Genomic DNA, 26,397 nt, shown 5'->3' on the forward strand with positions numbered 1-26,397 from the left:
GGGAGTGCAGAGGGGCAAGTCTCTCTGCGAAAAAACTTAAAAAGAACAAAGCGAAGCAAAGGGCCGCCGAACCAACCGCCCTCACCCCAACGGCTGGCCGCCCATCAGCAGGCGCGCGTCATCAATGCCGGGCAGGGAGCGGAGCGCAGCGCACAGGTTGGGATCGACCCGGTAGCGCTCGGGCAGCGCCACCTCCGCCACGCGGCTGCCGCCATTCAGCAGCAGGTGCAGCTTCACGCGGCCGCGCCCGCCCTTGGAGCGCTCCAGCAGCCCTGCCATTTGCGGAAAGGGATCGCGGGAGCGCACGAACACGGTGACCTCCGCCTGGGTACGGTCGGCCAGCTGCTCCAGCGGAGTGACGCCGCGAATGGTGACGCGCGGAGCCTCGTCCCCTTCCCGCCAGAGAAGCTCGCCCGCAATCAGCATCAGTTCGCCCGCGCTTGCCGCCCGTTCGATGCCGGCCTGCGCTTCCTCGTCAAAGCACATGCTCATGTACTGGCCGGACTGGTCGCTGATATCGACCATTAGATAGCGGTTTCCCTGCTTGCCGTCGCGCGGCGGCGGCTGGCGCCAGCGGGCGGATTCGATCATGCCGGCCAGCGTCACCGGCATCCGGTTGCCATTGGTGGGCGGCTCGGAATTGATCGCCTGCGCGTAGGTGATGACGTTGTGCGCCCGCAGCACGTGGGTGTAGGCATCGAGCGGATGGGCGGAGAAGTAGAAACCGAAGGCATCCCGCTCCCTGTCCATCAGCGTTGCCAGCGGCCAGGGCTCGGCGCGCGGCAGTTGCAGCGGCTGGGCCTCGACGCCCGTCGCCTCGCCAAACAGGCTGACCTGCGCGCTGGCCCGCGCCTCGGCAGCAACGGAAGCGTAGTTCAGAATTGCCTCAAGCCCGGCGTGCACCACTGCCCGGTTCGGCTCCAGCGCATCGAACGCGCCGCCAGCCGCCAGCCCTTCCAGCTGCTTCTTGTTGATGAGACGCGGATCGATGCGATCCGCGAAATCCGCCAGCGATCGGAAGGGGCCATTCGCCTTGCGCTCTTCCACCAGCCCTTCCATCGCCTTCTCGCCCACGCCCTTGAGCGCGGCCAGCGCATAGCGCACGCCAAGCTGCTGGCCCGCCGGCGACGGCTCGGGCAACGCCTCGACGGAGAATTCGGCCTCGGAGCGGTTCACGTCCGGCGGCAGCACCGGCAGCTGGAGCCGCTTCATATCCTCGACGAAAATGCTCAGCTTGTCCGTCAAGTGCATGTCGTAACACATTGAGGCAGCAAAGAATTCCACCGGATAATTGGCCTTGAGGTAGGCGGTCTGGTAGGCAACCAGCGCATAGGCCGCCGCGTGAGACTTGTTGAAACCATAGCCGGCGAACTTGGCCACCAGCTCGAAGATGTGGTCGGCCGTCGCCACATCCACGCCCTTCTGCTTGGCGCCCTCGAGGAAGCGGGCCTTCTGGGCGTCCATCTCCTCCTTCTTCTTCTTACCCATGGCGCGGCGCAGCAGGTCCGCCTCGCCCAGGCTGTAGCCCGCCAGGATCTGGGCGATCTGCATCACCTGCTCCTGGTAGATGATGACGCCGTAGGTCTCGGCCAGCACCTGCTCCAGCCATGGGTGCAGGTAGTCCGGTTGCTCCAGTCCGTGCTTGCGGTTGGCGTAGGTCGGGATGTTGTCCATCGGGCCTGGGCGGTAGAGCGCCACGAGCGCGATGATATCCTCGAACTTGTCCGGCTTCACCATCGCCAGCGTGCGGCGCATGCCCTCGGATTCGAGCTGGAACACGCCGACCGTGTCGCCGCGTGCCAGAAGCGCGAACGCCGCCGGGTCGTCCCAGGGAATCTGGGACAGGTCGAGGTCGATGTCCCGCTGCTTGAGGAAATCCACCGCCTTCTGCAGCACCGAGAGGGTCTTGAGGCCGAGGAAGTCGAACTTCACCAGGCCAGCCTTTTCCACCCACTTCATGTCGAACTGGGTGACGGGCATGTCCGAGCGCGGATCGCGGTAGAGCGGCACCAGCTGGTCAAGCGGCCGATCGCCGATCACCACGCCCGCCGCGTGCGTGGAGGTGTGGCGGTACATGCCCTCCAGCTTGAGGGCGATATCGAACAGGCGGTCCGCGCCCTTCTCCTGGTAGCGCTTCTTTCGCAGCTCCGGCACTTCGTCCAGTGCCTGCACCAGCGTCTTGGGATCGGCGGGGTTGTTGGGGATCAGCTTGGAGATGCTGTCCACCTGCCCGTAGGACATCTGGAGCACGCGGCCCACGTCCTTCACCACCGCGCGCGCCTTCAACTTACCGAAGGTGATGATCTGGGCCACCTGATCGCGGCCGTACTTCTCCTGCACGTAGCGGATCACCTCGCCGCGCCGGGTTTCGCAGAAGTCGATATCGAAGTCCGGCATCGAGACGCGTTCCGGATTGAGGAAGCGCTCGAACAGCAGGCCGAGGCGCAGCGGGTCGAGATCGGTGATCGACAGCGCCCAGGCCACCAGCGAGCCTGCGCCCGAGCCGCGCCCCGGCCCCACCGGAATGCCGTTGTCCTTCGCCCACTGGATGAAGTCGGACACGATGAGGAAGTAGCCGGAGAAGCCCATCTGGGTGATGATGCCCAGCTCATAGTCCAGCCGCTCGCGGTAGGCCTTCGCCTTTTCCTCCCGCGTCGCCGCATCGTCTTGCGCGCTGAACACGTGCTTCTCGAGCCGCGCCTGCAGGCCTGCCCTCGCCCGCTCCGACACCACCTCGTCTTCCGACATGCCGGGGGCATAGTTGGGCAGGATCGGCTTGCGCGACGGCGCGGCCACGGCGCAGCGCCGGGCAATGACGCCCGTGTTGGCCAGCGCCTCCGGCACGTCCTGGAACAGCTTCTCCATCTGCCGGGGTGACTTGAACCAGGTCTCCGGGTTGGAGCGGCGACGGTTTGGCTCGTCCACATAGGTGCTGTCCGCAATGCACAGCATGGCATCGTGGGCGGCATGAAAATCCTGCGCCTCGTAGAGCACCGGATTGGTGGCGACCAGAGGCACGTTCCGCCGGTGTGCCATCTCAATGAGCAGCGGTTCCACCTTGGCCTCGGCGGCGTCGCCAATGCGGGTCAGCTCCAGATAAAGCCGGCCGGGGAACAGCCCCTCCAGCCGGGAGAGATAGCTTTCGGCCGCCTGAGCCTGGTCTTCATCGAGCAGGCGCGCGACGGCCCCCTCGTAACCAGCAGTCAGCGCGATCAGCCCGTCCGTCTGCCCCTCGAGCGCCTCCAGCGCCACATGGGGCGGCTCCGCGCCTTCTGCCGCAAGATGCGCCGCGGAGATCAGCTTGATAAGGTTGGCGTAGCCGGTTTCATTCTGCGCCAGCAGCACCAGGCTGTCGTAGATCGCCTTGGGGCCGGCGAAGCTGTTGGCGGCAGCCCCCTCCACCTGCGGCCGCCGGATGCCGAGCAGGCAGCCGATGATCGGCTGCACGCCGGAGTCCATCAGATAGTCCGAGAACTCCATGGCCCCGAACAGTACGTTGCGGTCCGTCAACGCCGCCGCGGGCATATGGTGCTTCACGCACAGCTTGGCGATGTCCTTCGGGTGCATGGACCCTTCCAGCATGGAATAGGCGGACTGCACCCTGAGATGGACAAACCGGGTGGACGTGCTGCTGCTCATGCTCGAATCGGAACCGCTGAAAACCATGGACAGGACAGGCATGGAAGAGACCGGCAGCGCCCCGCTGCCGGGCGTGCCCGCCGCGACTCCCTGTGTAGCGCGTTCGGTCTGCGGCGCATAGGCCCAGCCGCGCCCCGCCCATCCCCGGCCTGCCTGCCCCCAGCCTGCCTGCCCCCAGTCCACCCGTTCCCGAACTGCCACGCGCACCAGCCGCTCCCACGGCCACAGCAGGCCAAGGAGGCAAAGCAGCAGGAGGAGGGGGGAGCGTCTGGACCATGGGCGGCACCATACCATCTATGGACTACCGCCCAAAAGAACAAAAATCGAACATTCGACCATAAACCTGCGTCGGCACCCCCGCCCTTGCCTCACCGCCTGCGCGCGGCCCATGCGGCGCGGCGCGCGTTGCCCTTGCGGCTCGGCCCGGCTAAAACCCAGCCATCACCAGGAAAGCGTACACATGTCCCAGTCTTCCCCCTCCCGGCCCAAGGTCGCCCCGTTCCATGCCATCGGCATCTCCCGCCTTGCCCATGCGCTGAAAGCGGAAGGCCGCTCCGTCATCCACATGGAATTCGGCCAGCCCTCGACCGGCGCGCCCAAACCCGCCATCGCCCGCGCGCACGCGGTGCTGGACGCCGACCCCATGGGCTACTGGGAAAGCGTGCCGCTGAAACAGGCGATCGCCGCGCGTTACCAGTCGGGCTACGGCATCGAGGTCGCGCCGCAGCGGGTCATCCCCGCGTTCGGGGCGAGCGGCGCATTGGTTCTGGCCTTCACCGCCCTGTTCCGCCCAGGCGACCGCATCGCCCTCGCCCGGCCTGGCTATCCGGCCTACCGCAACACGCTGACCGCCATGCATCTGGAGCCGGTCGAGATCCCTTGCGGGCCAGAGACCCGCTACCAGCTCACCGCCGCCCACATCGAGGCGCTGGACCCCGCGCCTGCGGGCGTGATCGTGGCGAGCCCCGCCAACCCCACCGGCACCATGCTGACGGCCGACGAGCTGGCCGCCATTGCCGAGGTGTGCAAGCGGCGCGGCATCCGCCTGATTTCGGACGAGATCTACCACGGCCTCTGCTACGCCCACGCGCCGGCGACGGCGCTCGCCTTTTCGGACGAAGCGGTGGTCGTCAACAGCTTCTCCAAGTTCTTCTCGATGGCGGGCTGGCGGCTCGGCTGGCTGGTGGTGCCGGAGAGCGAGGCGGAGGACTTCGCCACCATCACCGGCAACATGTTCCTCACCCCGCCGAGCCTGGCCCAGCACGCGGCGCTCGCCGCACTGGAAGCGGAGGACGAGCTGCAGGCCCATGTGGCGGTCTACCGCGCCAACCGTCAGCTGCTGCTGGATCGGCTGCCCGCCATGGGCATCAGCCGGATCGCGCCGCCCGATGGGGCTTTCTACATCTATGCCGATATTGGCCACCTGACCAACGACAGCCTCGATTTCTGCCGTCGCCTCGTGCGGGAGACCGGCGTGGCGCTCGCCCCCGGCATCGACTTCGACCCCATCGAGGGCCAGCGGTTCCTGCGCTTCTCCTTCGCGGTCTCGACGCCGGAGGTGGAGGAGGCCCTGCAGCGGCTGGAGTCCTGGCTCAACCGTTAGGCTGTGCACTTCATCGTTGCTAATGGTTTCTTTGTCTGCGGGGGTGGAACACATTGCCGGAGTTCTTGTTCACTTTGGTGCATCGTCCGTACAAAGAAGGAGGTAACGATGGCACAGGACAAGAACCAAGGCGGCGGCAAGATGACCGTTGAGGAAGCCGGCCGTAAGGGCGGCGAGACCACCCGCGACGAGCGCGGCCCCGAGTTTTACTCGGAAATTGGCCGCAAGGGCGGCGAAGCGGTCAGCCAGGATCGCCAGCACATGAGCGACATCGGCCGCAAGGGCGGCGAGGCCCGCGCTGATGATCCGGATATCCGCAGCGGCGAGACCGGCCGCAAGGGCGGCGAGGCTGTCAGCCAGGATCGTCAGCATATGAGCGATATCGGCCGCAAGGGCGGCGAGGCTCGCTCTGATGACCGCGACATCCAGAGCGGCGAGACCGGCCGCAAGGGTGGCGAATCCCGGTCGCAGGATCGTTAATCCGTCAGGCGCCAGGGCTTAGCCGGGCGCAAGGCAGTTCAGGGGAGGCAGCGTTGTTCCAGCGCTGCTTTCCCCTTTTATGGCGGGGCCATTCCGCCGGGGCGCCTGAATTTGGGATGCCGGCAATGGGAAGCGGGAGATTTGCGCTGCGGCGGGAAGGCGAAGACCCGCCTCTGGCAACGGTCCGTCCCTGCTTACCCGCTGTTCACCCCGGAAGCCGGAACATTCCGTGCCAGTCACCTCTTTTTCTCGTCACATCGACCAGTAAAAGGAGGTTTCGATGGCTCAGAACAAGAATCAAGGCGGCAAGATGAGCCGCGAGGAAGCCGGCCGCAAGGGCGGCGAGACCGTCAGCCAGGACCGGCAGCACATGGCCGAGATCGGCCGCAAGGGTGGCCAGCACTCCCAGTCGAGCCAGCGCGGCGGCCAGCAGGGCGGGCGCGGTTCCGACAAGCGTTGATCCGGCACCCGGCAGACACGAGAACGGCGGCCCCGGCAGGCCGCCGTTTTCTTTCGCGCTTTGGCCTTAATGCTTCAGGCGGCCAGCGTACTTCTGGCGGAACTTCCGCACCTTCGGCCCCACCACCGCCGCGCAGTACGGCTGGTTCGGGTTATGGGCGAAATACTCCTGATGATAGTCCTCCGCCTGCCAGAAGGTGGTGGCGGGCACCACCTGGGTCACGATGCGATCAGGCCATTCCATCTGCGCCGCGGCGATGGCCTTCTCGGCCGCCTCCTTCTGCGCGTCGTTCAAATAGAAGATGGCAGAACGGTATTGCTCGCCCACATCCCCGCCCTGACGGTTCAGCGTGGTCGGGTCGTGAACGTGGAAGAACACGTCCAGCAGCTCGTCGTAGCTGATCTGCTCCGGATCGAAGGTAATACGCACCGCCTCGGCATGGCCGGTGTCCTCGTCGCACACTTGGCGGTAGGTGGGGTTGTCCACGTGCCCGCCGATGTAACCGGATTCGACCGACTGCACGCCGATCAAATCATCGAACACCGCTTCCACGCACCAGAAGCACCCGGCTGCCAGAATGGCCGTTTCGGTTTGCGCCATAAGTTGCTCTCACGCTTGTCAGAAAAGTGTACAAGCAGCGGGAACGCGTGAAGAACCGCCAGATTTTCCAATCAACCGTCCGCGCTGCCGTGGGATTATAACCGCTGATAGCGCCAGATTGAAAGACAAGCCTGCATGACCCAGACGATTGAACGCGCCCTCGCCCGGGTTCCCGACCTTCTGCGCGAAGCCGCGGAAAGGGTAATCCTGCCGCGTTACCAGGCCCTTGCCGACCATGAGGTGCGAGCCAAAACCGACGCGGATGATCTTGTAACCATCGCTGACGAGGAAGCCGAGGCCCTGCTGACCGACGGCCTCCTGAAGCTGCTGCCCGGCTCGCTGGTGGTGGGCGAGGAAGCGGTTGCGGCCGAGCCCGCCGCCATCCACCGCCTGGGCGGCAGCGAGCCGGTGTGGGTGATCGATCCCATCGATGGCACCTCGAACTTCGCCGCCGGCAAGCCCACCTTCGCGGTGATGGTGGCGCTGGTGCAGGACAACCAGACCCGAGCCGCCTTCGTCTACGACCCGCTTGGCGAGCGCATGGCCGAAAGCCGCCCTGGTGGCGGCGCTTTCATCAACGGCACGCGTGTCCGCCTGCCCGTCCGCCAGCCTGGACCGGCGCGGGTATCCGTCTCGGTGCGGTTCTGGCCGCCAGAAATCGCCGCGGCTGCCCAGCTGGAAACCGTCGAGCGCATCGAGCCCTTGATGTGCGCGGGGCATGAGTATCTGCGGCTGGTCGCCGGCGGCATCGATGCCGCCTCCTACTGGCGCCTGCTGCCGTGGGATCACGCGGCGCCTGCCCTCATCGCGCGGGAAGCCGGCGCGCGGGTCGAGCATCCGGACGGCAGCGTCTACCGTCCCTACTGCGCCTCGCGCCTCGGGCTCATCGCCGCCCATCCGGACGTATGGGAGGAAGCCTGCCGTGCCTCCTATCCCGATCTCTCGCTCGTCCCCGGCTCCGCGCCGGTCGGCTGAGAAAGAGCGGCACGCTCGCCTGCCGGCGAACTTCTCCTGCTCTGTGGCGTTAGCACCGGGAGTGGCAGCCTGTACATGAACCTTGGCGGCCCGCAAGACACGCGGGTCGCCATTTTTTTGCCCGGTTCGCGCGCCTATGCCTCCCCGCGTGAAAATCTTTGCAAGGTTCCGGGAATAAATCGGCCGCACCCAACGTACACAGGGCATGAAGGACAATTCTTTCGATGTGGTCGGCTTGTTGCCAGCGCTGCTGCGCTATGCGCGCGCGCTTGTGCACGACCCGTCCGAGGCGGAGGAACTGGTCCACGAAACCCTGGTGCGCGCCTATGAGCGGCGCATCACCTTCGACGATCGCCGAGCGCTGCGCCCGTGGCTGTTCTCCATCCTTCACAACCGTTTCGTCGACGGCTACCGCCGCCGCCAGATGGAGGAGCGTGCGGTCGAAAGCCTCGCCGCCGCGCCGGAGACCGTTACGCCCCTGGTCGATGCCGACACCCGCGTCCAACTGAGCCAGATCCATCAGGCCTTCACCCGTCTGCCGGAAGCCCAGCGCGCCGCCCTGCATCTGGTGGCGGTCGAGGGGCTATCCTACCAGGAGGCCGCCGATGCCCTGGGCATTCCGGTCGGCACCCTCATGTCCCGCCTGTCCCGCGCCCGCACCGCCTTGCGCCAGCTGGATCAACCCAGCGCGCCAGAGGCTCATGCGCCGAACAGGGCCCCGTCCTTCCCACCCGTTTCGCTCAAACTGGTCAGGCGTTCCCATGGCAAAGAATGACTCCGCCCGAACAGACACTGTCACCGAGTTTGACCTTCAGGCCTATATGGATGGCCAGCTCGATGAGGCGCGCCGCATCGAGGTGGAAGACTACCTCTCCCGCCACCCGGAAGCGGCAGCCGAGGTCATGGCATCCCTCCGCACGGCGGATGCCCTGCGCCTGCTGGCCCAGGGGCAGCCTGCGCCGTCGGCGCGCCTGCTTGAGGATGCCACCCGCCTTCAGCAGGGGCTGAGGCGGCAGGCATGGCGGCGCCACGTCTTGCGGCTTACCGGCCTTGCTGCTGCCATCACGGCCGGCTGGATCATCTTCAGCGCCATTCAGCCGTTCGGCGATGCAAACCAGAGCGAGGCCGCCACCCTCGCCTTTGTCGACGATGCGATGGATGCCCAGCGGGCGCTTGCCTTGCGTCAGCGCATGGCCTCGCAGGTCGAAACCGTCACCTACAACCCAGCGGAGTTGTGGCTGGAGACCAACCTGGCCATGCCCACCCTGCCGCCATCGTGGCGCGTGCGGGACGTGCAGATCTACCCGTGGGATGAAGGCTACAGCATCGGCGTCACTGCCGATGCCGGCCCCCTGGGCACAGTCACCCTGTTTGTCGCCCCGCGCCCCGCCGAGTTGAAGCAGACCTTCCAGACCGCGCGTGTCGGGGATGCCTCCGCCGCCTTCTGGCAGTCGGGCGATCTGGCCTACGCTCTTATCGGCCACACCTCCGCGCCCCTGTTGCAGGAGGCCGCCGTGCAGTTGTCGGCCAACCTCGCGCTTCCGCCTGGCAACCCAACGGTCTTTCCCTCGTCTCCCCACTGAGCCTGGCAGCCCCCACGCTGTTGCGTTCGCTTTCCCCCTGTCGTTTTCCCCTTGGAATACCCCCGAAATGCTTGTCGATCTTCATGAAGCCCCCGAGGGGCTGACCATTAATACCGATGTCTGCATCGTCGGCAGCGGCGTAGCCGGACTGACGCTCGCCCGCACCCTGCTGGCCCAGGGGTTGCACGTCTGCCTGCTGGAAAGCGGCGGGCGCGACCACGAAGACCCCGTTCACCGTCTCAACGACGGCGAGAACACCGGTTTCCCCTACTACGAGCTACAGGAATCGCGCCTGCGGCTGCTGGGCGGCACCACCGCCATCTGGGGCGGCCGCCTGGCTGAACTGGACCCGGAGGATTTCGAGGCCAAGCCCTGGGTTGCCCACAGCGGCTGGCCGATTTCCAAGGATGACCTCGCGAACCATTACCGGGCCGCGTGGGAGACCTTCGAGATGCCGCCGGAGGCCGCCCTGCCCGACTGGTTGAGCAACGAGGCCAGCCGGCTTGAGCGAGACTCCGCCTCGGCCCTGCAAGTCGGCTACTGGCGGTTCGATACCCGCTTCAACCGTTTCACCCATCGCAACACGGATGATGTAACCGGGCACGCTCGCGCGCAGGTCTGGCTCCATGCCACCGTCACCCGCATTCAGGCCGCCGAGGATGGCAGCCGTATCGACCATGTGGTTGCTCGCGATCTGCGCGGAAACAAGGCCATTGTGCAGGCTCGCCAGTACGTGCTGGCCGCAGGCGGCATCGAGAACGCCCGGCTGCTGCTTGCCTCCAACGACATCTGGAAGAGCGGCCTTGGCAACGCCTACGATCAGGTGGGCCGTTACTTCATGGAGCACCCCCACGCCCGCGGCGGGCGGGTGGAGACGGCGAGAAGCTGGCCGCTGCTGCGCGTTCTGGCCCGTTCACACCGCCATCAGGGCACGCGTCTTGCTGCCCTGCTGCGGCCAAGCCGTGCCCTGCAGCAGCGGGAAGGCATCCTCAACACCGCCTTCACCCTCGGCGCGCGCCAGCCCGCCGATGCCGCCATGTTCCTGCCGGTCAAGCTGTACAACACCCTCAAGCACCGCCTGCCGCCGACCGAAGCCGGCCGACGGCTATGGATGGTCACCAAGCAGGGCGCGGTGTGGCTGCACGAGCGGATCGATCCCCTGCGTCCGTGGCTGATGTTGAAGGCCGGGCGCCGCGAACTGGCGATCGTGGTGCGCGCAGAGCAGGCTCCCAACCCAAACAGCCGGGTGCGCCTGGGCCGCGAGCGCGACGCCTTTGGCATTCCGAAGGTGGAGCTCGACTGGCGATTCAGCGACATCGACAAGCGTACCCTCCAGGTGCTCGCCCGTCATTTCGATGCGACCTTGCGCCAGGGCAGGATCGGTCGCGTGGAGCCGGAGGACTGGCTGGGCGAAAATGGCCCGCTGTGGCAGACGGATCCGCTGGTCAGCTCCCATGCCATCGGCGGCTACCACCATATGGGCTCCACCCGCATGTCCGCCAGCCCGCGCACGGGCGTGGTCGACGCCGACTGCCAGGTTCACGGTATCGACAATCTCTATGTGGCGGGCAGCTCGGTCTTTCCCACCTCGGGCTGGGCCAACCCCACCCTCACCATCGCCGCCCTTGCCATCCGCCTGGGCGAACATCTCGCCGCCCGAAGCAAGCGGGAAGAATTTTTCACCCCGCACGCCATCTACGCCAATCCCCGACGGCAAGCGGCGGGATGAGTTCTTCGAAGCAGTGATCACCTGCCTCTAACTGGCGGCCGGAGCCCCCGCTCCGGCCGTTTTTTTTAAGCATCGCGGTTTTTTTTCTCACAGAGAACCTACGCAGGCATAGTATCCCCTGAAACAGGCGAGAATCTGCCGTAATACTGTCGGGCGCCGGCCCCAACACACATCATCAAAAGCATCCACCACACACGATGCACAAACCAGACAAAAGAAAGCAGCCTGAAGGATTGTGGCAAGCAAGCCACGCCTTCAGACTGCCATTCAGAAATTCAAAACTACGATATCATTTTTACAATAAATTCATCTTGTAAATTTCTCACGGGCATACATAGCGAATTGTCGAACGCCCCAAAGATACCTCACATGGATTGTCATAATACTGTCCATTTGGGCCTTTTGTTTCAATAGATACACGGCCTAGATCAATCATGACTGTTCTCCAGTTAATGCCCGATCACTGACAATCGGCTCATAAACTCTACGAAAAATAATTCAAATGATAACGAAATATTTATGTTATTTTCCAAAACACCAATACAAAAAATAAGAATATTAGGAATAATATCAAAAAATACCGCAATAATATAATTGAAATTTATTCAATATTTTTTAATAATAAAATTCACGCACTTGTATTTAGGTAATATTATATGTGCCAACTATAAATTCACATTATTGACTGCATAAAATTACATAACCGCCCCTCGAGCCGCAATGCAAGCAGCAACTATAGCTCCATACCCCTTGCCCGATATCTAGTCATTATTTCCGCCTTACATATTTTATTTAAACGGAAAAGACATTATGACAGCATACTATCTCGCAGAGCACATCCACAGTTGCCTTGCCAACGGTCATATTGTCTTTCTAGATCTTAAAAAGGACAGGTACTCCGCCTTACCACCGGAACTCAGCACTTCCTTGAGCCTGCTCGCCACCCAAAAAACAATTGATACGCAGCAATTTGAGCAGAACCATCCAGACATCCAAAGCGCCATAGCAAATCTTAAGGCCAGGGGAATTCTCCAGCCCATCGTCCCGAAACCGACATGCGCTAGGCCGCGATCAATAACCAAGCCGCGCAGGGACTTAAGCGAAGCCAATATTGAAGGCCATCGCAGCATCCCCTTTATTCATATTGTCAATTTTATCTATGCATACGGTCGAGCCGTATTTGGAATAAAAATCCTAGGGATTGAGCGGTTGGTCCGAAGCCTATCTCGACATAGGCATTCCAGCACAACAACCAAAAAGCAAAGATATACCCTCGAAGAGGTGGTTGACGCCCTACGCTTGATACGGATCTTTTTTTATAAAGAAATTGACCACTGTTACTTCGACTGCGTCGTGCACATGTATTTTCTCCGGCGCTATGGCTACGATCCTGTCTGGATTTTTGGCGTGAGAATGGAGCCGTTCCGCGCTCACTCCTGGATACAAGTTGGGGATGTTCTCGTCACAAATTACTTAGGCGAGACAGGAATGCTTCGCCCCATACTGGCAGTTTAGGAGGCTTTTCGTGCTTTCATATTTTGCTGCAATCGAAAAATCACCAAACGCCAGGGAGCGATCAACACGCCTCTTCTCCCATATAATTTCGGTTCACCCTAACTATAAACCCTGCTTCAAGAGCGAGGGGTCTTTCGCATTGGTTGCCGGAGAGACCTCCGACAGGGCAATCAGAATTTACAAGCTTGCAAATTCTCAAGGCCTGGTGATGGGCCGCCTGTTTCATCGCTCAAGCCAGTCCGCTGCTGGGCATGTGCCAGATCAGCTATCCGAGCATGAATCCTCGCAAATAGCAGGCACCTTGGGCCGTCATCTTATCGATACCTATTGGGGGCGCTACGCCGCCTTCATCAACAACACAGAAAATCAAAAAAGAGTTGTTGTGTCTGATCCATCCGGGTCGATGCCAATATATTACTTCGAGACCGACGCATATGTCCTACTCTTTTCCAACGGCTCAGATTTTCATGATCTTGGCCTGACCGCCCTCAGCTTCAACACCGACCGCATCCTCTCGCACATCAAGACAAACCTCTATGATTATAACAACACCGGATTTAACGAGATAAAAAAGGTCAATCGAGGCAGCGCGCTCATCGTAAGCGAAGAAGGCACGCGCGTTGAGCAGTACTGGCATCCTGGACAGTTTGTTAAAAAATCCAGAACCTGGGGACACGAGGAGGCAGCAACCCTGCTCCACGATACGATTGTCCAATGCGTAGGGGCATGGGGCAGCGTGTTTGACAGGATTGGTATTTCGCTATCTGGCGGGCTCGACTCCTCGATCGTTCTTGCCGCTCTCAGGAAAGCGGCCCATCCGCCCACCACCATTGCGTCCCACGTCTATTTTCCGTCGAGCGCCGAGTCAGACGAGCGGCGCTGGGCCTGTGAGATGGCAGAACGCGCAGGCATAGAGATTCATTGCACCGAATTGTGCAGCGAAGACATCGATCCAACGACACTCAGGGATTTCGATTTCAATGCAGAGCCCATCAATTGCATGGGCAGCATCATGTCTGGTCCGCGCAACCGGCAGTTCATTGATCGATACAATGTCGGCGCCCTCCTGAGCGGCCATGGGGGCGATATGATTTTTGCCCAGGGCACAGCCGCCTCAGCGGAAGATTATGTCTGGAACCATGGCTGGAACTGGGGCGCGCTGCGATGCATTGCCGAAAACGCCCTCGTGACAAGAACGTCGTTCTACGACGCATTGGCAACAACCGTCAGGAGTCGACGCCGCGGCAGGAGTTTAAATCTCAATGCACTGATGAAGGAGAGATCGAACTCCATTGTTAACAGCGAGTTATTTAATTCATTGGACCTTAACAAGCACTGCGCCCACTGGCTCAGTGGGCTTGAGGAAATATCAATCGGGAAGGCCGTACAACTAACGAACAGCTGGTGCGCGCAGCACCACTACGTTCCCAACCGCGAGGATTGGGAAATACCAAAAATTCATCCGCTATTATCTCAACCTGTGATCGAAGCCATTGCCAGGATTCCGACCTATCTCTTCTGCCTGAACGGAATTGATCGGGGGCTGGCGCGATATGCCTTTCGGCGAGATGTGCCTCATTCCATCATTTCGCGGCAATCCAAAGGAACCGCGCATGATTATTATGAGGACTTGTACACGCACCACCTGGATTTTTTTAAAGAGAGCCTAAGCTCAGGTGCCCTGATGCAATTGGGTCTACTGGATACAAAAGCGCTCGAGCGAGCATTTGCGATTGAAATTTCCGCAGAAAGCACAGCCAAATACAACGTCCTGGACTTGATAGATATAGAGCACTGGGCAAGGTGGTGGAAAAGCAGGATTGACAACCAAAGGGAAATTAAACCGATCTAGGACGCACACCCGCCGCGAAAACAAAAACGCCGGCGGGATTTCTCCCACCGGCGCTTTTCAACCCAGTTCTGGCGGTGCCTTACTCGGCGGCGACCGGCGTCGTCACCGAACCCGGTTCGGCCGGGGTCTTGTAGGTCAGCACCGGCTGGCGGGCAGCACGGGTCTCGTCGAGGCGCTTCACCGGAGCAAAGTGCGGAGCCGCCGTAAAGCGTTCCTTGTCGCCCGCCTTCGCTGCTTGCGCCAGCGCGCCCAGCGCGCCGATGAACTCATCGAGCGAAGCGCGGCTTTCGGTTTCCGTCGGCTCGATCAGCATCGCGCCGTGGACCACCAGCGGGAAGTACATGGTCATCGGGTGGTAGCCCTCGTCGATCATCGCCTTGGCGAAGTCGAGCGTGGTGACGCCGGTGTCCTTCAGGAAGCGGTCGTCGAACAGCGCCTCGTGCATGCACGGGCCCTCGAACGCCGGGGTCATCACGTCCTTCAACTTGGCCATGATGTAGTTGGCGTTCAGCACCGCGTCTTCCGCTGCCTGGCGCAGGCCATCCGCGCCGTGGCTCATCATGTAGCTGGCCGCGCGCACGAACATGCCCATCTGGCCATGGAAGGCGACCATGCGGCCGAAGCTCTTGTCGCCCTCGGCCAAGTGCTCAACCAGTTCGAACCGCTCGTCCGTCTTCTTGACGTAAGGCAGCGGCGCGAACGGCGCCAGCGCTTCCGAGAACACCACCGGACCCGACCCCGGACCACCGCCGCCATGCGGGGTGGAGAAGGTCTTGTGCAGGTTGATGTGCATGGCATCGATGCCGAGGTCGCCGGGGCGCACCTTGCCGACGATGGCGTTGAAGTTCGCGCCGTCGCAGTAGAAGAACGCGCCCACCGCATGCACGGCCTCGGCGATCCGGATGATGTCCGGCTCGAACAGGCCGCAGGTGTTCGGGTTGGTCAGCATGATCGCCGCCACGTCCGGACCCAGCCGCGCCTTCAGCGCTTCGAAATCCACGCGGCCATTGGCGGTCGCCGGAATTTCCTCGACGCGGTAGCCGCAGAAGGCCGCCGTCGCCGGGTTGGTGCCGTGGGCCGACTCCGGCACCAGCACCACCTCACGGGCGTCGCCGCGCGCTTCCAGTGCGGCACGAATGGCGAGCAGGCCGCACAGTTCGCCGTGCGCGCCCGCCTTGGGCGACATGGCGACGGCGGGCATGCCGGTCAGCTCCATCAGCCAGTGGGCGACGGTATCGATCAGCTCCAGCGCGCCCTGCACCGTGTCCTGCGGCTGCAAGGGGTGAATGTCCGCAAAGCCCGGCAGCCGCGCCATCTTCTCGTTGAGGCGCGGGTTGTGCTTCATGGTGCAGGAGCCGAGCGGGAACAGGCCCATGTCGATGGCGTAGTTCTTGCGGCTGAGGCGCGTGTAGTGGCGCACCGCTTCCGGCTCGGAGAGGCCCGGCAGGCCGATGGGGTCTTTCCGCTCCAGCCCGCCAAGGCGGGAGGCGACCTTCGGCGCTTCCGGCACGTCGACGCCGGTGCGGTCGCCGCGGCCGATCTCAAAGATCAGCGGTTCGTTGAGTTCCAGCCCCTTATGGCCGGTGAAGGTGGCAAAACCTTCGGCCGAGGAGCCTTCGCCCCCCAACGTCTCTCCGGGCCCAGTGGGGCGTCCCTGACGGTTCAGCATGACAGCACCTCCTCAAGGCCCTTCGCCAGCGCCTCGATGTCGGATTCGGTAACGGTTTCGGTCACGGCCAGCACCACGCCGTCGTGCAGCGCGGTCTCGGTCGGGTAAAGGCGGCTCAGCGCAACGCCCGCAAGGATGTCGCGATGGCCAAGCTCCCGCACCACGTCGCGCGAGGGCTTCGAGAGCCGGATGGTGAACTCGTTGAAGAAGGCATCGTTCAGCACCTCGACGCCCGGCACCTTGGCCAGACGTTCGGCGGCCTGCACCGCGCGGGCGTGGTTGAACTCGGCCAGCTGGCGCAGCCCCGCCTCGCCCAAGAGGCTGAGGTGGATGGTGAACGCCAGCGCGCACAGGCCCGAGTTGGTGCAGATGTTGGAGGTCGCCTTCTCGCGGCGGATGTGCTGCTCGCGGGTAGAGAGCGTCAGCACGTAGCCGCGGCGGCCGTCCGCATCGACGGTCTCACCGCACAGGCGGCCCGGCATCTGGCGCACGAACTTCTCGCGGCAGGCGAACAGGCCAAGGTACGGACCGCCGAAGTTGAGACCGTTGCCGATGGACTGGCCCTCGCCCACAACGATGTCCGCGCCCATCTCGCCCGGAGACTTCATGAGGCCCAGCGAGACCACCTCGGTCACCACGACGACCAGCAGCGCGCCGTTGGCGTGGCAGGCTTCGGCCAGTTCCGTCAGGTCCGCCACATGGCCGAACAGGTTCGGGTTCTGGACGACGACGCAGGAGACCGTCTTGTCGATCTGGCCAAGCAGCGCCTCATAGTCGCCGCCCGGCTTGCCCGTGGTCAGCTCCGGCGTGCCGACGACCAGCTCGTCGCCCGTCACCTTGGCCAGCGCCTTGGCGACGTCGACGTAGTGTGGGTGGACGCCGGCCGAAATCAGCGCTTTTTTCCGGCGGGTGATGCGGCGGGCCATGAAGATGGCCTCGGTGGTCGCGGTCGAGCCGTCGTACATGGAAGCGTTGGCCACATCCATGCCGGTCAGCCGCGCCACCTGGGTCTGGAACTCGAAGAGGTACTGGAGCGTGCCCTGCGCGATTTCCGGCTGGTACGGCGTGTAGCTCGTCAGGAACTCGCCGCGCTGGATCAGGTGATCCACGCTTGCCGGCACATGGTGCTTGTACGCGCCGCAGCCGATGAAGAACGGCACCGCGCTTGCGGGCGTGTTGCGCCCGGCCAGCCGCACGAGCGTGCGCTCCACCTCAAGCTCGGTCGCGTGGTTCGGCAACGTGCCGATCGGCCCCTTCAGCAGGGCAGATGCCGGCACGTCCCGGAACAGTTCGTCGATATGCTCGACGCCGATGTCCGCCAGCATTGCCCGGCGGTCGGCATCCATATGGGGCAGGTAACGCATCCCAGATCCTCGAGAACAGGTGTTAGGCGAGGCTCGCCACGTAGTCCTGGTACGCCGCCTCATCCATCAGGGCGTCCAGTTCAGCGGTGTTGCTGAGGCGCACGCGGGCGAACCAGCCGTCGCCTTCAGCGCCCGAATTGACCAGGCTCGGGTCGGCATTGAGGGCATCGTTCGCCTCCACCACCTCGCCCGAGACCGGCGCATAGACTTCCGAGGCCGCCTTCACGGACTCGACCACGGCCAGCTCGTCGCCCTGGGCGACGGTGCGGCCGGCTTCCGGCAGTTCGACGAACACCACGTCGCCAAGCTGGCCCTGGGCGTAGTCGGTAATGCCGATGGTGCCGGTGTCACCTTCGACCCGCACCCACTCATGATCCTTGGTGTAATAAACAGTCATGAAACCTTACCCCTGTTGGCTTTATGCCGGTTGATTGGAACGAACGTAGCGGTGCGGCACGAACGGCATGGGCACCACGGTTGCCGTCAGCTTGCGGCCGCGCACGTCGATGGTGACCTGCGTGCCGTCTGCGGCGAAGTCCTTGGCGACGAACGCCATGGCGATCGGCGCCTGCACCGTCGGGGCGAAACCGCCGCTGGTCACGAAGCCGATTTCCTGGCCGTCCGCGCTTTCAACGATTGCGCCCTCGCGCGCGGGCTGGCGTCCATCCAGCTTCAACCCCACGCGTTTGCGGGCGGTTCCGTTCAGGATCTGATCCAGCACCACCTCGGCACCGAGGAAGCCGCCTTCCGCCTTACGCCGCTTGGAAATGGCGAAGCTGAGGCCTGCCTCCACCGGCGTGATGTCGGTATCCAAATCGTGGCCGTAGAGCGGCAGACCGGCTTCCAGACGCAGGGAATCCCGCGCGCCGAGGCCAATCGCCTCCACATCCGGCTGGGTGAGCAGCGTCCGGGCGAACGCCCTCGCCTTCTCGGCGGGCAGCGAAATCTCGAAACCGTCCTCGCCGGTGTAGCCCGAGCGGGAAACCCACAGCGGCGTCCCGTCCCAGTCGAACGCGCCTGCCGTCATGAAGGTAAGGTTCACCACGCCCGGCAGCAACCGTGACAGCGCATCGGCCGCCTTCGGGCCCTGCAGCGCCAGCAGCGCCAGGTCGTCCCGGTAGGTCACGGTAACGCCCTTCGGCTCCAGGTGCGCCCGCATGTGGGCGATGTCGCCTTCCTTGCACGCGCCGTTGACCACCACATAGAGATCATTCTCGCGGCGGGTGATCATCAGGTCGTCGAGCGTGCCGCCCTTCTCGTTCAGCAGCAGCGAATAGCGCATCCGGCCCGGCTTGAGGCCGAGGATATCGCCCGGCACCAGCGTCTCCAGCGCCGCATCGGCATTGTCGCCGGTCAGGAACACCTGCCCCATGTGCGAAACGTCGAACAGACCGGCGTTCTCGCGGGTCCACTTGTGCTCGGCCATGATCCCGGCCGAGAACTGCACCGGCATCGCATAGCCGGCGAACGGCACCATGCGGGCGCCAAGATCGGTATGAAGGCCGTAAAGCGGCGTATGCAAAAGATTTTCTGGCGCGTCGGCCATGACAATATCTCCGTGACAAAGCCGTCCCTCATCAGGACGATCCGGCCCCCTCTGTCACGGAACCTGAGAGCTTTCGCGGACGCCGTTGGACCGGCCGCCGCTTACCCCTTCGGTGATTCGCCGGCATACCGCCGACAAATGCTTTCCAGAGTGCTGTTCACCCTTCGCGGTTCTTTTGCCTGAGAGATTCCGGGGCGGTTGCTCCTTCGGCGCCGGACGGCTGCATCTTCATCAGATGCATCTGCCGCCCAGCCTCTCCCGCGCTGGTGTCGGATTGCTCCGCAGCCCGCTCACCCTATGAGTCGCCATCCTTAAGTCAATAACTTGTCGGATGCGGGGTGAGAGATTTCAGTTTTAATGCGCGATATTGTAGTGCGCCTGCTCGTCGGTGAGCTGAAAGCCCACCAGCACCTCGAAGCCGCTGTCCTTGGGCTTGGCATCGAAGAACAGGTCTTCCGGCTGGCGCGGCTCGCCGCGCTTGCGCTTCTTCTTGCTCGGGTCCGGCCCGATCAGCTTCAGCGCCTCCTCGCGGTCGATGGCTGCCTGCACCGTCTGCACGGATTCGGCTCGCACGTCGCCGGGCTGGAAGGTCAGCGTCGCCTCGTAGACCTGCTTGGAGACGATCTCCTTGCCCTCCTTCACCACCGCGACGAAGTAGGGAACGGTGATGGTCTGGGCGGCGGCCGCATTGGGCCGCTGCGCGCCGATGGTGAAGCGCAGGTTGCTCGTCACCTTGGGCGAGCTCTCGACGCAATGGTTCTCAAGGCCAAAGATGCTGGCGTTCGCCACCACCGAGTCCGCGGTGCGGCTGCTGGGCGGCGAGAAGAAGGTGAGCGTGCCGGCGTACTTGGGCACGGCGGTCGCCGGGCAGAGCGTACGGGTCACTTCCAGCGGGTTGTTGGCGCAACCGGCCAGCAGCGCCGGCATCATCACCGCCACGAGGCCAGCCACGCGCCAGGACCGCCCCTCACCAGCCAAGCGGATGCCCGCCAGGCGGCGCAGGTTCGTCAAAGCCTTCATTCCCTTGGCTGGCATCATTCCAGTGGCCATGCATTACTCTCCCGCCAAATATGCGGCCCGCACAGTAGGCACGCTTCGCTCCAGACGCAAGCGAGCCGCTCGACGCCTTGCGTCGAACGGCTCGCGAAACCCTCCGGCACGTCAGGCCGGGTGCGGCTTAGCTCAGCTTCCAGCTGATCGGCACCACCAGGCTGGTGATCCCGGCCGGCGGCGGCGGGAAGCTGCCGATCTTGTTCATGATCTTCTCGGCTTCGCGGTTCAGAATATCCGAGGAGGTCGGCTCGACCAGCTGCACGCCGGTGATTCGGCCGCTTGCGTCCATCGAGACCTTCACCTTGGCCGTACCCTCTTCGCCGCGCACCTGCGCCGAGCGGGGGTAGCTGAAGTTATCGGCAATGAGCGCTGCCACTTTCTTCTGCCAACCCGCGTCCTGCGCGTTGGCTGGGGTGGCGGCGCCAGCAACGGCCGCAGCTGCGACAGCCGCATATGCCATGGTGCGAGCAAACTTCCCGAACATCCTACTGCCTTTCCTCGATCCTCGATCAACTCAAAGGACGCGCACGGCTCCTTCTGATGCCCGTTACGCCTCCACACACGACATTGACCTAGATCAAAAAGGTAAATGATCGGTTGACGTAATGAACCACCCGTTTCGGCAAGCGCCGCTGCAACAACCTCTCCTGCCGCCAGGCCTGATCGCCTCGCCCTGCGAACCAAATTCGCCCGTTTGTTTTGCCAGGCAATGTCGCTATAGATCCTGCCATGACTTTGCCCTCCCTCTCCGTACTGGTCGCCAATCCGCGCGGGTTCTGCGCGGGGGTCGATCGCGCCATCAAGATCGTCGAGCTGGCCATCGAGCGCTTCGGCGCGCCGGTCTATGTCCGTCACGAAATCGTGCACAACCGCTTCGTGGTGGAGACGCTTCAGGCCAAGGGCGCGGTGTTCGTCGATGAACTGGACGAAGTGCCGGAAGGCTGCCCGGTCATTTTCTCCGCCCACGGCGTGCCCAAGTCGGTCCCGGCCGAGGCCGAGCGCCGCCAGATGCTCTATGTGGATGCCACCTGCCCGCTGGTCTCCAAGGTGCACCGGGAGGCTGAGCGCCACTCCGCCCAGGGCCGCCACATCCTCATGATCGGCCATGCCGGCCATCCGGAGGTCATCGGCACCATGGGCCAGCTGGACGAAGGCGAAATCTCGCTGATCGAGACGGCGGAGGATGCCCGCACCATCGAGGTGAAGGACCCGGAAAACCTCGCCTACATCACCCAGACCACCCTGTCGGTCGATGACACGGCGGAGATCGTCGCCATCCTTCAGCAGCGCTTCCCCTCGCTGGAAAGCCCGAAGAAGGAAGACATCTGCTACGCCACCACCAACCGGCAGGATGCGGTGAAGGCCATTGCGGACCGGGCCCAGCTGGTGCTCGTGATCGGCGCGCCCAACTCGTCCAACTCGCTGCGCCTCGTCGAAGTGGCGGAGCGCTGCGGGGCCAAGGCCCGCCTGGTGCAGCGCGCCACCGATATCGACTGGGCCTGGTTCGAGGGCGTCTCCTGCGTTGGCATCACCGCGGGAGCTTCCGCGCCCGAGGTGCTGGTGGGAGAGGTGGTCTCCGCGCTGCACGAACGGTTTATGCTGACCATCGAGCACGTCACCACCACGACCGAGGATATCGAGTTCAAGCTGCCGCGCGCCTTGACGGCCTGACCGGCCAACCGCGAACGCAAGAGAAAACGAGGGGGCCCGTGGCAGTCTACACCCATGTTTCAACCGAAGCGCTGGAGACCTTCCTGGCGGGCTTCGATATCGGCCACCTTCTGAGCGCCAAGGGCATCGCCGAGGGCGTCGAGAACAGCAACTATCTCATCGAGACCGAGCGCGGGCGCTACATCCTCACCCTTTATGAAAAGCGCGTGCGGCTGGAAGACCTGCCCTACTTCCTCGGCCTCACCCGCCATCTGGCGGACCAGCACCTGCCGGTGCCCCGCCCTATCCCCAACCGGGAAGGCGAGACGCTGCATACGCTCGCCGGCCGGCCTGCCTGCCTCATCGAGTTCCTGACCGGCGTCTCCGTCACCGAGCCCACGGCCGAACACTGCCGCAACGTCGGCGCGGCGCTGGCGAAGCTCCATCTGGCGGCGGCAGGCTTTGAGCTCTCCCGCCCCAACGACCTGTCGGTCGATGGCTGGCGGCGGCTGGCGGCCTCCGTGCGCGCCGAGGCGGACGGCATCTCGCCCGGCCTGCGCGGTCTCATCGACACGGCGCTGGGCGAAATCGGCGCGGCCTGGCCCAAGGGCCTGCCGTCGGGCCCCATTCACGCCGACCTGTTTCCGGACAACGTGCTGGTTCGCGATGGCGATGTCACCGGTCTCATCGACTTCTACTTCGCTGCCAACGATTTCTGGGCCTACGATATCGCCGTCTGCCTCAACGCCTGGTGCTTCAGCGCGGACGGCAAGAGCTACCGGCAGGACCTGACCCGCGCCTTTATCGCCGGCTACGAGAGCGTGCGCCCGCTGGAGCTGCAGGAGCGGGACGCCCTGCCGCTGCTGTGCCAGGGCGCGGCGCTGCGCTTCCTCCTCACCCGCGCCTACGACTGGCTCAATACGCCCGCCGACGCGCTCGTCACCCGCAAGGACCCGCTGGCCTACGCCCGTCGCCTCAGCTTCTTTCGGGAGCAGGCGGCCAGCCTGTTCGCGGTGGCGTCATGAGCGCGCCGCAAACCGTTGAGATCTTTACCGACGGCGCCTGCTCCGGCAATCCGGGGCCGGGCGGCTGGGGCGCCATCCTGCGCGCGGGCGACCATGTTAAGGAAATCCACGGCGGCGAGCCGCACACCACCAACAATCGCATGGAGTTGATGGCGGCCATCGAGGCGCTGCGGGCGCTTAAGCGGCCCTGCCATGTGGTGCTGACCACCGACAGCGTTTACGTGCGCGACGGCATCACCAAATGGATGTTCAACTGGCAGCGCAACGGCTGGAAGACGGCGGACAAGAAGCCGGTGAAGAACGCCGAGCTGTGGCAGGCGCTCAGCGAGGCGGCAAAGCCCCACAAGGTCGATTGGCGCTGGATCAAGGGCCACTCCGGCCACCCGGAAAATGAGCGGGCCGACGAACTGGCGCGGCTCGGCATCGCCGAGATCCGCCGCAGCGCCTGAGCCAAATCTTCCTACCAGCAACCGAGAAAAGGTAGCCGACCCACGGGCTCAAAGGCTAACATTCGTCCCTCATTCAATTTGGGGCGCAAATAATGTTTAAGGAATTCAAGGAATTTGCCCTGCGCGGCAACGTGCTCGATCTTGCCGTCGGCGTCATCATCGGCGCGGCGTTCAACAAGATCATCGATTCGGTGGTGAAAGATCTCATCATGCCCATCGTCTCGGCCCTTTTCGGCACGCCCGATTTCAGCAATCTCTATCTGGTCCTTGGTTCGATCCCTGCAGATTACGCCGGTTCCATGGCCTATAAGGATCTCGTGGCTGCCGGCGTGCCGGTTCTGGGCTATGGCCAGTTCATCACCGTTGCCATCAACTTCATCCTGCTGGCGTTCGTGGTGTTCTGGATCGTTAAGGGCGCCAACGCGCTGAGCCGCCCGGCCAAGAAGGACGAAGCCCCGGCCGCGCCTCCGCCGCCGCCCGAGGATATTCAGTTGCTGCGCGAAATCCGCGACGCGCTGAAGGCGAAGTCCTGACATTCTGCTAAATGCAGGGGCCCGAGGCCCCTGCAAAGGAAGGCCTACTTTCGAAACCGCGCAGGCGCATAGCTGGCAGCGTTCACACCCGCGTCTGCCAGCGCCTGCGGCAAGGCCTCGCCCAAAATCAGGCTCGCGCACAGCGCCCCGGCAGCCGGGGCCGTCTGCATGCCGAAACCGCCCTGCCCCGCGCACCAGAAGAAGCCAGGAACATCCGGCTCGAACCCGTAAACCGGCACGCGGTCCGGCGCGAAGGTTCTAAGGCCTGCCCAGCTGCGCTCCGGCCGGCTGATGGTAAAGGTGGTCGCCTTCTCCAGCCGATCAAGCGCAATCGCCACGTCCAGTTCCTCCGGCTGGGCATCGCAGGGGCTGACGGCGTCTCGTCATGAGGCGAGACCCAATAGGCGCCCGCATCCGGCTTGAAATAGAAGCTGCCGCCAATATCGAGCACAAGGGGCATCTCGGCGCGATACTCCTCCCCTGGCACGCGCAGCACCACCATGGTACGGCGCATCGGCGTCAGCCCCACCGGGGCGACGCCCGCCAGCCGCGCCACCTCGTCGGCCCATGCGCCTGCGGCATTGACCAGAATGCGCGCCTCATACGCCTGCCCGCCGCACTGCACGCGCCAGCAGCCGCCCGCCTGCCTGAGCGCCGTGACGCGCTGGCCGGTCAGCACCGTGCCGCCGGCGCGCTGGAACCGGCGCAGATACCCCTGGTGCATCGCCGCCGTGTAGATATCGCGCACGGCGGGCTCCCACAGGCCAGTCGCCTGCCATGCCGGGCGCAGCGCCGGCGCAAGGGCGGCGATCCGCTCCGGGCTGATGATCTCCAGGTCAAGGCCGGGGTAAAGGCCGTGCATTTCCCGCACTGCCCCCAACTGCTCCTCCTGGCCCACATAAAGCGCCCCGCGCGGCGCGGAGACCAGCGGCCCGTCGAACGCCTCGGGCGGGTTCTGGAGGAACGGCAGCGAAGCGGTGGTGAGCGGCTGCACGAGCGGTCCGCCGTAGGTTTCGGAATAGAAGGCGGCCGACCGGCCGGAGGTGTGGTAGCCTGGAAAATCCTCGGCCTCGAGCAACAGGACCCTCAAACCATCGCCCAGGCTTCCGGCAACGGATCGCGCCCGCAATGCCGCCGCCGACGATGATGACGTCAAACCGCTCAGCCACGCCCTTCCGCCTCCGTCGCCATCAGGGCCGCGTGAATCTCGGCCAGCGTCCTGTTCCGCACCGCATCCACGTCCCGCAGCAGTTCATGCCGTCCGCCCGGCACCACCTTGAGGCGGCAGTGGGGCATGTGCGCTGCGACATGCCGCGCGGCCACCGGATCGACCACCTGCTCGTGTTCCGGCATCAGGATGAGAACCGGCGCATCCACGCCCTGCAGGTAGCCGGGCGCAGCCAGTCGATCAAGGGAACGGAAGGCGGCATCCAGCCAGCCGTAGGTCACGCCGCCGAGCGCCAGCGCCGGGTTCTGCTCGATCCACCAGATCTCGTCGGCGAAGCGTTCGTTGTCCCCCGTTAACGCCGACTGGCGAAGGGCGGAGGCGGCCCGCGCGCCATAGGGCCGCTGCGTCGGGGCAAACTCCCCGCTCCGGCCGCGCCCGACCATCCAGCGCGCCAAGCGTTTGGTCACCGGGCTCGGTATGCCGCCGGTCCGTATGCCCAGCATGGGTGCCAGCAGGACCGCATGGGAGATCACGCCGGCATGTTCCGCCAGGAACCTCAGGGCGATATGCCCGCCCATCGAATGGGCCACCAGGTAGAACGGCGGCGGCATGTCCTTCGTCAGGTCGGCAATCCAGCCGGCCAGGTCGCCAACCAGAACGTCGAAGTCGGTTTGGTGTCCCTTGTGCGGGTGGTCCCCCAGCCGCCCCGAGAGGCCCTGCCCCCGCCAATCGAGCGAAGCGACTGCGTAGCCCCAGTCGAGGAACGCGCCGTAACTCTCCAGGTATTTTTCCAGAAAGTCCGCCCGGCCGTTGAGGAAAATCACCGTGCCGCGCGCCTGCCCTTCCGGCAGGCAGCGCATGGTCCGCATCGGCCAGCCATCGGGTGCGCGCCAGTCCAGAAATTGGGTCTGCGAGCCGAAAGCGTGCCGGTTAAAGGCGTGTTGGATCTGCATATGCACGGCGGGTTACCACTTTTTCAGTTTTCCATGTGAGCGTTCGTCGCATGTGGGACATCATTCGGCTCAGCCTTCTCTTAACGCTGGTTGCCCTGCTGGTCATCGCCGCAGTGGGCGATGTGCGGCGATACAGAATTTCGAACCGGCTCTGCATCGCAGTGGCGGGCCTGGCCCTGCCCTATTGGCTTGCGGCGAGCGCGGCCACCGGGGCGGCGCTGCTGCCCCTGCTCGGCTGGCAAATTGGCGTTGCACTTCTGGTATTTATCGGGTTCGCCGTTCTTTTTGCCTTAGGGGCGATGGGGGGCGGCGATGTCAAACTCGTTGCGGCGCTCGCGTTATGGATACCGCCCGCACGCATTCTTGAGCTGATTTTCCTCATAGCCATTTACGGCGGTGTTCTGGCGCTCGTTCTGGTGGTGACACGCCGACTGCGCGGCCAGACTCACCGCGCCGTGCCCTATGGGGTCGCCATAGCCCTCGGCGGCATCACGCTGGCGCTCGAACCAATCGTTAATTTTTCAGGTCTATAACGGCGCACGGTTCAGACG

Annotated in this window: 25 protein-coding genes, 1 pseudogene and 1 riboswitch; of the genes and pseudogenes, 14 read left to right on the forward strand and 12 right to left on the reverse strand. The window is 63.9% G+C overall.

Going from position 1 to position 26,397, the window contains the following annotated elements; translation table 11 throughout:
* Window positions 1-81: 81 nt before the first annotated feature.
* Window positions 82-3,639: a DNA polymerase III subunit alpha gene (gene dnaE / locus L0C21_RS09070; protein WP_374940255.1), complete on the reverse strand. Its 3,558-nt coding sequence runs from the start codon at window positions 3,637-3,639 to the stop codon at window positions 82-84.
* Window positions 3,640-4,099: 460 nt separating this feature from the next.
* Here dnaE and L0C21_RS09075 point away from each other — a divergent pair, with 460 nt between their 5' ends.
* The 3 genes from L0C21_RS09075 (at window position 4,100) to L0C21_RS09085 (ending at window position 6,182) form a co-directional block, all read left to right on the forward strand.
* Window positions 4,100-5,242 carry a pyridoxal phosphate-dependent aminotransferase gene (locus tag L0C21_RS09075; RefSeq protein ID WP_259278046.1) on the forward strand — a complete coding sequence of 381 codons (1,143 nt, stop codon included), beginning with the start codon at window positions 4,100-4,102 and terminating at the stop codon, window positions 5,240-5,242.
* A 108-nt stretch (window positions 5,243-5,350) separates the two neighbouring features.
* Window positions 5,351-5,722, forward strand: a complete 372-nt coding sequence (locus L0C21_RS09080) for a KGG domain-containing protein (RefSeq protein ID WP_259278047.1) — start codon at window positions 5,351-5,353, stop codon at window positions 5,720-5,722.
* Window positions 5,723-6,002: 280 nt separating this feature from the next.
* Window positions 6,003-6,182 (forward strand): hypothetical protein, encoded by a 180-nt coding sequence (locus tag L0C21_RS09085; protein ID WP_259278888.1) that lies wholly within the window; start codon window positions 6,003-6,005, stop codon window positions 6,180-6,182.
* A gap of 66 nt (window positions 6,183-6,248) precedes the next feature.
* On the opposite strand, the gene msrA is transcribed toward L0C21_RS09085, so the two are convergent.
* Entirely contained in the window at window positions 6,249-6,782 is a 534-nt protein-coding gene (msrA, locus tag L0C21_RS09090) for a peptide-methionine (S)-S-oxide reductase MsrA (RefSeq protein WP_259278048.1), read from the reverse strand.
* Between the two features lie 135 nt (window positions 6,783-6,917).
* Between msrA and L0C21_RS09095 the strand changes: the two genes are divergently transcribed.
* The 4 genes from L0C21_RS09095 to L0C21_RS09110 all read left to right on the forward strand — a co-directional run bounded on the left by L0C21_RS09095 (window position 6,918) and on the right by L0C21_RS09110 (window position 11,069).
* The gene (locus tag L0C21_RS09095; protein ID WP_259278049.1) at window positions 6,918-7,757 is read left to right on the forward strand and encodes an inositol monophosphatase family protein; all 840 of its coding nucleotides are present in this window, start codon (window positions 6,918-6,920) and stop codon (window positions 7,755-7,757) included.
* Between the two features lie 205 nt (window positions 7,758-7,962).
* Window positions 7,963-8,532 carry a sigma-70 family RNA polymerase sigma factor gene (locus tag L0C21_RS09100; protein WP_259278050.1) on the forward strand — a complete coding sequence of 190 codons (570 nt, stop codon included), beginning with the start codon at window positions 7,963-7,965 and terminating at the stop codon, window positions 8,530-8,532.
* The gene (locus L0C21_RS09105) at window positions 8,519-9,340 is read left to right on the forward strand and encodes an anti-sigma factor family protein (protein ID WP_259278051.1); all 822 of its coding nucleotides are present in this window, start codon (window positions 8,519-8,521) and stop codon (window positions 9,338-9,340) included. Before L0C21_RS09100 ends, L0C21_RS09105 begins: the two co-directional genes overlap by 14 nt.
* A gap of 67 nt (window positions 9,341-9,407) precedes the next feature.
* The gene (locus L0C21_RS09110) at window positions 9,408-11,069 is read left to right on the forward strand and encodes an FAD-dependent oxidoreductase (protein WP_259278052.1); all 1,662 of its coding nucleotides are present in this window, start codon (window positions 9,408-9,410) and stop codon (window positions 11,067-11,069) included.
* 322 nt (window positions 11,070-11,391) lie between these two features.
* Here L0C21_RS09110 and L0C21_RS17040 read toward each other — a convergent pair whose 3' ends face one another.
* A complete protein-coding gene (locus L0C21_RS17040) occupies window positions 11,392-11,505 on the reverse strand; it encodes a hypothetical protein (protein WP_445557828.1) in 114 nt (37 codons plus the stop codon).
* Between the two features lie 374 nt (window positions 11,506-11,879).
* Here L0C21_RS17040 and L0C21_RS09115 point away from each other — a divergent pair, with 374 nt between their 5' ends.
* On the forward strand, window positions 11,880-12,584 hold the full coding sequence (locus L0C21_RS09115) for a lasso peptide biosynthesis B2 protein (protein ID WP_259278053.1): 705 nt from the start codon (window positions 11,880-11,882) through the stop codon (window positions 12,582-12,584).
* A gap of 10 nt (window positions 12,585-12,594) precedes the next feature.
* Window positions 12,595-14,436 carry an asparagine synthase-related protein gene (locus L0C21_RS09120; RefSeq protein WP_259278054.1) on the forward strand — a complete coding sequence of 614 codons (1,842 nt, stop codon included), beginning with the start codon at window positions 12,595-12,597 and terminating at the stop codon, window positions 14,434-14,436.
* 79 nt (window positions 14,437-14,515) lie between these two features.
* Here L0C21_RS09120 and gcvPB read toward each other — a convergent pair whose 3' ends face one another.
* The 6 genes from gcvPB to L0C21_RS09150 form a co-directional block, all read right to left on the reverse strand.
* Window positions 14,516-16,105 (reverse strand): aminomethyl-transferring glycine dehydrogenase subunit GcvPB, encoded by a 1,590-nt coding sequence (gcvPB, locus tag L0C21_RS09125; RefSeq protein WP_259278055.1) that lies wholly within the window; start codon window positions 16,103-16,105, stop codon window positions 14,516-14,518.
* On the reverse strand, window positions 16,099-17,469 hold the full coding sequence (gene gcvPA, locus L0C21_RS09130) for an aminomethyl-transferring glycine dehydrogenase subunit GcvPA (RefSeq protein WP_259278056.1): 1,371 nt from the start codon (window positions 17,467-17,469) through the stop codon (window positions 16,099-16,101). Before gcvPA ends, gcvPB begins: the two co-directional genes overlap by 7 nt.
* Window positions 17,470-17,491: 22 nt before the next feature.
* Complete coding sequence (gcvH, locus tag L0C21_RS09135; protein ID WP_259278057.1) at window positions 17,492-17,866, reverse strand: glycine cleavage system protein GcvH; 375 nt, start codon at window positions 17,864-17,866, stop codon at window positions 17,492-17,494.
* 21 nt (window positions 17,867-17,887) lie between these two features.
* On the reverse strand, window positions 17,888-19,015 hold the full coding sequence (gcvT, locus tag L0C21_RS09140) for a glycine cleavage system aminomethyltransferase GcvT (RefSeq protein ID WP_259278058.1): 1,128 nt from the start codon (window positions 19,013-19,015) through the stop codon (window positions 17,888-17,890).
* A gap of 157 nt (window positions 19,016-19,172) precedes the next feature.
* Window positions 19,173-19,286: riboswitch (glycine riboswitch) on the reverse strand.
* Between the two features lie 83 nt (window positions 19,287-19,369).
* A complete protein-coding gene (locus L0C21_RS09145; RefSeq protein WP_259278059.1) occupies window positions 19,370-20,035 on the reverse strand; it encodes a hypothetical protein in 666 nt (221 codons plus the stop codon).
* A gap of 157 nt (window positions 20,036-20,192) precedes the next feature.
* Complete coding sequence (locus tag L0C21_RS09150) at window positions 20,193-20,528, reverse strand: energy transducer TonB (RefSeq protein WP_259278060.1); 336 nt, start codon at window positions 20,526-20,528, stop codon at window positions 20,193-20,195.
* 269 nt (window positions 20,529-20,797) lie between these two features.
* On the opposite strand from L0C21_RS09150, the gene ispH reads away from it, so the two are divergent.
* The 4 genes from ispH (at window position 20,798) to mscL (ending at window position 23,725) form a co-directional block, all read left to right on the forward strand.
* Window positions 20,798-21,739 (forward strand): 4-hydroxy-3-methylbut-2-enyl diphosphate reductase, encoded by a 942-nt coding sequence (gene ispH, locus L0C21_RS09155; protein WP_259278061.1) that lies wholly within the window; start codon window positions 20,798-20,800, stop codon window positions 21,737-21,739.
* Window positions 21,740-21,777: 38 nt separating this feature from the next.
* Window positions 21,778-22,743 (forward strand): homoserine kinase, encoded by a 966-nt coding sequence (gene thrB / locus L0C21_RS09160; RefSeq protein ID WP_259278062.1) that lies wholly within the window; start codon window positions 21,778-21,780, stop codon window positions 22,741-22,743.
* Complete coding sequence (gene rnhA / locus L0C21_RS09165; RefSeq protein ID WP_259278063.1) at window positions 22,740-23,192, forward strand: ribonuclease HI; 453 nt, start codon at window positions 22,740-22,742, stop codon at window positions 23,190-23,192. The genes thrB and rnhA overlap by 4 nt, the downstream gene beginning before the upstream one ends.
* Before the next feature lie 92 nt (window positions 23,193-23,284).
* Window positions 23,285-23,725, forward strand: a complete 441-nt coding sequence (gene mscL / locus L0C21_RS09170) for a large conductance mechanosensitive channel protein MscL (protein ID WP_259278064.1) — start codon at window positions 23,285-23,287, stop codon at window positions 23,723-23,725.
* Window positions 23,726-23,769: 44 nt separating this feature from the next.
* Here the strand turns inward: mscL and L0C21_RS16710 are convergent, their stop codons facing one another.
* The 3 genes and pseudogenes from L0C21_RS16710 to L0C21_RS09180 form a co-directional block, all read right to left on the reverse strand.
* On the reverse strand, window positions 23,770-24,063 hold the full coding sequence (locus L0C21_RS16710; RefSeq protein WP_310593363.1) for an FAD-dependent oxidoreductase: 294 nt from the start codon (window positions 24,061-24,063) through the stop codon (window positions 23,770-23,772).
* A gap of 98 nt (window positions 24,064-24,161) precedes the next feature.
* Window positions 24,162-24,881, reverse strand: a pseudogene (locus L0C21_RS16715) (NAD(P)/FAD-dependent oxidoreductase); the annotation flags it as partial.
* Between the two features lie 5 nt (window positions 24,882-24,886).
* On the reverse strand, window positions 24,887-25,846 hold the full coding sequence (locus L0C21_RS09180; protein WP_259278855.1) for an alpha/beta fold hydrolase: 960 nt from the start codon (window positions 25,844-25,846) through the stop codon (window positions 24,887-24,889).
* Between the two features lie 50 nt (window positions 25,847-25,896).
* On the opposite strand from L0C21_RS09180, the gene L0C21_RS09185 reads away from it, so the two are divergent.
* Window positions 25,897-26,379: an A24 family peptidase gene (locus tag L0C21_RS09185; RefSeq protein ID WP_259278065.1), complete on the forward strand. Its 483-nt coding sequence runs from the start codon at window positions 25,897-25,899 to the stop codon at window positions 26,377-26,379.
* The last annotated feature ends 18 nt before the right edge of the window (window positions 26,380-26,397 follow it).

Origin of the sequence: Pedomonas mirosovicensis (assembly GCF_022569295.1) — a bacterium.
GTDB classification, from domain to species: Bacteria; Pseudomonadota; Alphaproteobacteria; order Sphingomonadales; family Sphingomonadaceae; genus Pedomonas; species Pedomonas mirosovicensis.